The sequence below is a fragment of the Ensifer sp. SSB1 genome (genome assembly GCF_016652895.1).
Classification (GTDB): domain Bacteria; phylum Pseudomonadota; class Alphaproteobacteria; order Rhizobiales; family Rhizobiaceae; genus Ensifer.
This window is the reverse complement of record NZ_JAEPRP010000275.1, coordinates 1-5,911: the sequence shown is the minus strand read 5'-3', so window position 1 is coordinate 5,911 and position 5,911 is coordinate 1. Positions and strand designations below refer to the sequence as shown.

Genomic DNA, 5,911 nt, shown 5'->3' with positions numbered 1-5,911 from the left:
CCAACTCCTCGCGCCCCAGGCGAAGAACTCTAGCGCCTGGTCGTCCATACCGCAGGACATCTGGACGTGCGGGTAGTCGCGAGCGAGCAGATGCACGCGGTTTATGTCGCCCGAGCTTTCCTTGATTGCGCAGAAGTTTCGGCTGCGACCGACCCGATCCAGAAACTCCTCGCCCATGTTGATGCCCATGCGGCCCGGGTAGTTGTAGAGCATGATCGGGAGATCTGCCGCACGGTCGATGGCAAGTGCATTCAGTGCGTTCTCCCGCTCCGTTGGGACCGAATAGGGTGGCGAGCCGACGAGGATCGCGGCCGCGCCGATCTTTGCCGCAGTCTCCGCCATCATGATGGAGTCTTCTAGACGGATGGCGACTGTGCCGACAACGAGCGGCACGCGGTCGCCGATCACTTCTTTTGCGAATTTTGCCATTTCCACGCGCTCTTCCATCGACTGAGCGTAGTATTCACCGGTCGAGCCGCCGTTGATGAGGCCGTGAACGCCCGAGGCAATAAGGTGTTCGATCATCGCGGCAAATGCGTCCCGATCGATCGATCCATCTGCGGCATGCGGCGTAATGACCGGCGTGTAGATGCCGTCAAAATTCATGGATACCTCCTGGGATTGTAGGTTCGGCAGCCGTGCCAAGCTTTCCCGTTCCACGGCGGTTACCTAATAGACATGTTGTAGCTCAAGAATAGACATTTTGTCTACAATAAAAATATTTGCAGAAGAGTGCAAATTCTAGGCAGCGCCGCGGGTTAGGGTGGCATTTTCCAATGCTTCTGAGACGGAGGCGGCCACTAGCGCAGCCCGAGTTTGCGATGCGACCGGCGAAGCCTGGCGGGAGTGATGTGGTGGTAAGTGCGCCTGAACCAGGTCTCGTTGATGACCTTCTTCGGATCTCGAAGCGCGTTGTCGTCCATGTGTGGAAATTGATAAAACCAGTCCATTCGGTTCCCCTACTCGAAAGTGCCGATGCGTTCTTGTTGTTATGTCGGCATGAACGGTGCGATGTGCCGGAAGCACACCGCACCGGGTGCGGCAGTGCTCGTTACAGCGCAGCCTCGATCTTTTCCGCGGCCTCGGGAGAGACCCACTTCTTCCAGATATCCGGGTTTTCCTCGAGGAAGTGCTTGGCACCTTACGTTCCCTACTTTTGGCGGCTATTGTCCGTGAATGCCAAGAGTGCCGCGACTTCCGACCGGAGTTTTGTTATTCAATTCTGACGCGCAGCGCAGCGGCCCACTCCTTGCCCGCGCCATTCGGCACCCGCCCTCCACTTGCAGTATGCAAGGTTCGCTTTCGCACGGATGGTCGTGAGCGGCTGCGGCGGCCGCACCATGACGCTGTCTGCGCCGCAATCGGCCGCATGGTTCGTCCGAGTTATGATATCGCTCATCAGGAGGGTGGAGATCTGAGCAGACCTTCGCCAGCGGCCGCTGATGATCTTCGAACCGCGCCGAAGGAGCTCGTCCGACTCTTCTCTTGAAAGATAGACGTGCATGCCCGTTCTGGAGGAGAGAACGAAGCCTGGAACGTCAAGCGCGAGGTAACGTTCGAGGTTCTGCTGATCCGCGCATAGTCGATGCGGCCTTGCGCATCGAAGGGCGTGGCAACGGCAAAATTCAAGCCAACGAAATTGAAATCGGTCATGGCAGGACGCCCGTTTTCGTTCGGATGAGGCAGAGCCGCCGATGCAACATGGCGCCGCCAGATTCCGTTGTATTTTCATGACTGCTTTAAAAGACAATAGGTAGACAAATAGTAGACCGTCAATGGGCGCAATGGTACGATGCCCTCGCAATCCGTGAAGGAGGTCAGAAAAACCAAGCCGGGCAGCGCAAACGCCGGCGATCACAGGAAGGCCGGGCGTGGATGGAATAAGGAGCGCCGTTCGGTGTCGCATGGGTGAAATCCCAGACACTGCATTGTCCCAATTACTAAGTAGACGCATTGCCGCGCAAAGGAGCTTGAAATGGCCGCAGATCTATTCCCGACCGAGATCGGTCCTGGGGTCGACCGTAAGACTGCTCTGAGCGCGAGTTTGCGCCACCGCATCCTGACGATGCAGATAGCGCCGGGCTCGGTTCTTGATGAAATTGCGCTAAGTGAGGAGTTTGGCCTGTCGCGCCCGCCCGTCCGCGAGGCCATGCGACAGCTTGCCGGAGAGGGGTTCATTGAGCTCGAATCGAACCGCCCTGCGCGCGTGACCTCAATGAGCTATCAATCGCTTCGCGATTTCTTCCTTGTGGCGCCCCTCATATATGTTGCGACTACGCGGCTTGCCGCTGAGGTCTCGACGAAGCCGGATATCTCAAGTCTTCGGGAAATCCAGAACCATTTCCGCCAGTCCGTCGAAGGCGATAATGTCGATGGGCGCGTTTTCTACAACGATCAGTTCCACCTGCGCATTGGCGAGATCGCCAACAATGCCTATCTCCTGCCAAGTCTTCGCCGACTGCTGATCGATCACGCCCGGATCGGAAAGATCTTCTATCGCCCCGCGAACGCACAGATGCAGCGAAATCTGGAAGGTGCCTGCCGCCAGCACGAAGATATCATCGACGCCATCGCCAATCACGATGCAGATCGTGCGGAAGCTCTGCTGCGCGCGCACCTCGATCTGTCGCGCAAGAACATGGCAATGTATGCCGCGCCCGAGGGCATGCAGATCGCCGTCGGGGTCTAGTTTCGGAGGTACCGACCAGAGCAGAATTGCGAATCTGCGCGAAAACATGACGCGGCATCCAAGGCGTCTTTGTTGTAGTAGGTCCGTGTTGCCCGCTCACGCCCGGAATGACGACGCCAAGGACGTCGTTCGGCAAGATCCCGTCCGATGTGAAACGCCGCCGAAAGCTTGGCGATACAACTACCTGCCGAGTTCGCCGGTCGCGGGGTTGTTCACCTCGATCACGATTGCCGTCCTCCCTCCACGCTACGCTACAAGAAGAGGCAGCGATTTGGGTTGGAAAACGGAAGAGTGGCATGAACAGCGCGGAAAACGCGGGAACGGCGCCTTGCAGGAAAGCGTCTGTCCCGCGTGAGTATCATGGCTTTCGCCATGCCGAGAAACGGCGAAAGAAAAGCGCCTTTCCAGCGATACTGACTACTGCTTCAGGGTCGGCGTAACTCCCCAGGTATCTGAAAGCATGTAACCGGTCTGCCATGGGTCATCGGAGTCAACGAGGTATGTATGCTGCCCCGTGATCCAGGCCCGCCCCGTGATTTGCGGTACAATCGTTGTCCGTTCACCGAAATGGTTCACATCCAGTATCTTGCCGATAAACCGTGATCCGATAATCGATGAATGGATGAGGGTGTCTCCAACATTCATCTGCCCACGCGCCTGCAGCACTGCCATACGCGCGGATGTTCCGGTTCCTGTCGGTGAGCGGTCCGACCGTCCGGGTGCGACGATGCAGGTGTTTCGCGTGACTTTCCCGCTTCCCTCGAAGGGCATAGCGAATTGGACGATCGAAACACCGCAGACATTTGGAAACTCTGGATGAACCACGTCAAACTGCTCGCGGGCAGCTTTGCGGATCTTCTCGCCGAGGATAGCCAAGTCTCGCGCTTCATCCGGTTTCACCTCGAAACCAAGGCCCTTGGCGTCGACGATGCCGAAGAACATTCCACCGTAGGCGATATCGAGTGGGATCGTGCCGTATCCCTCTACCTCAAGTGCTCCGTCCAGAACCGCGGCGAATGCGGGTGCGTTGCGGAATGTGATCGAACGGCATTTGCCGCCTTCGCATTCAGCTGTCACTTCGATCACTCCGCCAGGCATATCCAATTTGAAGCGGGTAACTGGCTCGTTCATCGGAACCATACCTGTTTCGAGCAGAACTGTTGCGATGCAGATCGTGTTTGAACCGGACATCGGGACATATTCAGTCGGTTCCATGATGATGGCACCAGCTACGCATTCCGGATTAACCGCTGGGACGATTAGGTTGACGTGGCGCGCGACAGAGCCTCGCGGCTCGCAAATCAGGAGCTGCCGGATGTGATCGTGATCCCGCTCCATCGTGATCATCTTGTCCATCATGGTGCCGCCAGTAGGCGACAGCACGCCGCCGACGATGACGTCGCCGATTTCGCCTTCGGCATGGCAGCCGACGACGTTAATTGAAAGGCGAGAGCGCATCTAGTTTTCTCCATTTTGTTCCACGCGTGCCGAGATAGCTCGTGCGCAGTAAGTCCAGTAGCTTTGTGCGTCAGGATGACGAAGTGGTGTCTTCTTTGGTTGGCATTGCGTAGGGCTTTCCGGCAACGACCCAGTCGCTTGGTGGGATCTCCGAAAAGATCACCGTCGTGGCGCTCGGTTGGATGCCGGCCTTTTCTTCAAGGGCATGAGTAATTGCCGAGGCGATCTCCATCTTCGTGGCGTGGCTACGGCCGGGAAACAGCTCTATTCTGACGATTGGCACGGTTCATCCTTTCAAAGTTGGAATGCTTGAATAGGGGAGGCGAGTTATTTACGACCTGCACAAGTCCTCAATTTCTCGAACCAGTTGCAATGGAACTTCAACCCCGCTTTCGCGGCTCTTCATCCGTGCGGCATGGCGTCGCGCCGACGGGAGGCGAACGCCGGCCTGAGCTGTTGCCTCTTTAAAAAATGCCTCGCCGACTGTTCTTGCATCACTACCAAAGGCAGTTGGGTCGACAACGACGAAGAGCTCGCCTCCGGGAGGCGGTCCACCGTCGGATATTCCTAGTTGCGCCACTTCGCTGCTCGTCTTTTCGCGGATCAATGGTCCGGCGATCAGCTCAACCATCATCGAAAGCGCGGAACCTTTGTGGCCTCCAAACGGTAGAAGCGCGCCGGCTAACGCTTCTGCAGGATCGGTCGTTGGGCGCCCTTTTGCGTCGATGCCCCAGCCTTGGGGAATACGCTCGTTGGACAACCGCTTCAGTTCAACTTCACCTCTCGCGGCTGCGCTCGTTGCAAAATCGAAAATGAACGCGCCGCCATTCGGACGTGGCCAACCAAACCCGATAGGATTGGTTCCCATCAGCCGATGGGTTCCACCGTGCGGCGCAACGGCGCATTGCCCAACCACGAAGCACCAGACGACGAGGCCGGCATCGACGATCGGTTCGAGATCGGCCCACAATGCCGAAAAATGATGAGTGTTTCCAATCGCCATCGCCGCTATTCCCTGGCGCCGCGCAAGCGCGATCAAATCAGGACAACCGGTATCTACTGCCAGAGGAGCAAACCCGCCGTCGCCGTCAACGCGAAGGACGCTGGGTGCTTGTTGCGCAACAGTGGGCTCAGCGAGTCCATTCGCCCGCCCGGCGAGCACCGCCGAGACGTAGCCCGGAACGCGATAAAGCCCGTGTGATGCGCAGTTGTCAGCCTCTGCGCGCGTAACAACGTCTGCAATGGCGCTTGCTTGCTTAAGGCTGAACCCATTGTGAATAAACGCGTTCAGGGAAAGTCGGCCGATGTCGTCGAGTGACATTTTTATAGGCGTCATAACGTTCTCCTTGAGGCGCTGCATCGACAATATATAAAATACAATAAGTATACAATACGTATTTATGTAATTCGATTCCCCGTGTTAAACAGCCGGAAGCTGCTCATCGTTGGTGCTGAAACCGTTGCGGGAGCCTGCGCGTTTGCCGCGAAGCATTTCAGACCTTCAATGCATAACAATCTCGGCTCGGTGATGGAAAAATGAAGGTTATTATTGCTTCCCTTGGCAGCCTGAGTTCTTTGCCGCAGGCCGCTGGGCCACCGGCCTTGGCGGCAAGGCGCGCGATCTTACCGTCAGATGGCGACCGCCCGCGGCGTGCGCCGCTCGCCGCTGCATGAGCACCTGAAGGCCCGCGGCGCCGTCTTCGGCGGAGTCGCCGGCTGGGAGCGGGCCAACTGGTTTGCCATGGAAGACCAGGAGCGCGAGTA

The 5,911-nt window shown here is 57.5% G+C and carries 6 protein-coding genes; 1 reads left to right on the top strand and 5 read right to left on the bottom strand.

Annotated elements, in window-relative coordinates; all coding sequences use genetic code 11:
• Together I8N66_RS35490 and I8N66_RS35485 are read right to left on the bottom strand one after the other, a co-directional pair.
• On the bottom strand, positions 1 to 606 hold a 606-nt coding region (locus tag I8N66_RS35490; protein ID WP_291164648.1), incomplete at its 3' end, for a dihydrodipicolinate synthase family protein.
• 194 nt (positions 607 to 800) lie between these two features.
• On the bottom strand, positions 801 to 950 hold the full coding sequence (locus I8N66_RS35485; protein WP_291164645.1) for a hypothetical protein: 150 nt from the start codon (positions 948 to 950) through the stop codon (positions 801 to 803).
• 1,025 nt (positions 951 to 1,975) lie between these two features.
• Between I8N66_RS35485 and I8N66_RS35480 the strand changes: the two genes are divergently transcribed.
• Positions 1,976 to 2,689, top strand: a complete 714-nt coding sequence (locus tag I8N66_RS35480; RefSeq protein WP_291164642.1) for a GntR family transcriptional regulator — start codon at positions 1,976 to 1,978, stop codon at positions 2,687 to 2,689.
• Between the two features lie 417 nt (positions 2,690 to 3,106).
• Here the strand turns inward: I8N66_RS35480 and I8N66_RS35475 are convergent, their stop codons facing one another.
• The 3 genes from I8N66_RS35475 to I8N66_RS35465 form a co-directional block, all read right to left on the bottom strand.
• Entirely contained in the window at positions 3,107 to 4,147 is a 1,041-nt protein-coding gene (locus I8N66_RS35475; RefSeq protein WP_291164639.1) for a proline racemase family protein, read from the bottom strand.
• Between the two features lie 70 nt (positions 4,148 to 4,217).
• Positions 4,218 to 4,430, bottom strand: a complete 213-nt coding sequence (locus I8N66_RS35470; protein WP_291164636.1) for a 4-oxalocrotonate tautomerase family protein — start codon at positions 4,428 to 4,430, stop codon at positions 4,218 to 4,220.
• A 48-nt stretch (positions 4,431 to 4,478) separates the two neighbouring features.
• Entirely contained in the window at positions 4,479 to 5,483 is a 1,005-nt protein-coding gene (locus tag I8N66_RS35465) for an Ldh family oxidoreductase (protein WP_291164633.1), read from the bottom strand.
• Positions 5,484 to 5,911 lie beyond the last annotated feature (428 nt).